This window comes from Streptomyces sp. NRRL S-495, assembly GCF_000966955.1.
Taxonomy (GTDB): domain Bacteria; phylum Actinomycetota; class Actinomycetes; order Streptomycetales; family Streptomycetaceae; genus Kitasatospora; species Kitasatospora purpeofusca.
In genome coordinates, this window is sequence record NZ_JZWY01001301.1 from 1 (window position 1) to 340 (window position 340).

General features: G+C 74.1%; 1 protein-coding gene. It reads right to left on the reverse strand.

Going from position 1 to position 340, the window contains the following annotated elements:
- The coding region (locus VR45_RS41330; RefSeq protein ID WP_045945134.1) for a hypothetical protein at positions 1-340 on the reverse strand (340 nt) is incomplete at both ends.

Consider the following 340-nt stretch of genomic DNA (forward strand, 5'->3'; position numbering starts at 1 on the left):
GGGCGAACCGGATGTCGGTGCCGTCGGTGAGGATCCCGGCGTCCTGGTCGAAGCGGACCCGGTTGTTGCCGGCGTGGGTGCCGCCCATCAGTCCGGCGTCGGTGTAGGAGGGCCGGGGCCGGATCCCGCGCTCCAGGACGGTGCGGTCGCCGTTCTCGTCGACGGTCTCCTCGTGGAGGCGCCGCTCCCGGTACTCGTCGGGCAGGCCGAGCAGGTGGCCCAGCTCGTGGGCGAGGACGGTGCCGTTCGTGTCCAGACCCCAGAGGCCGGAGTGCTCGCGGATCGGCACCCCCGGCTCGGGGGCCAGGACCTCGACCTCGTGGTGCGCGGCGTCGGGGTC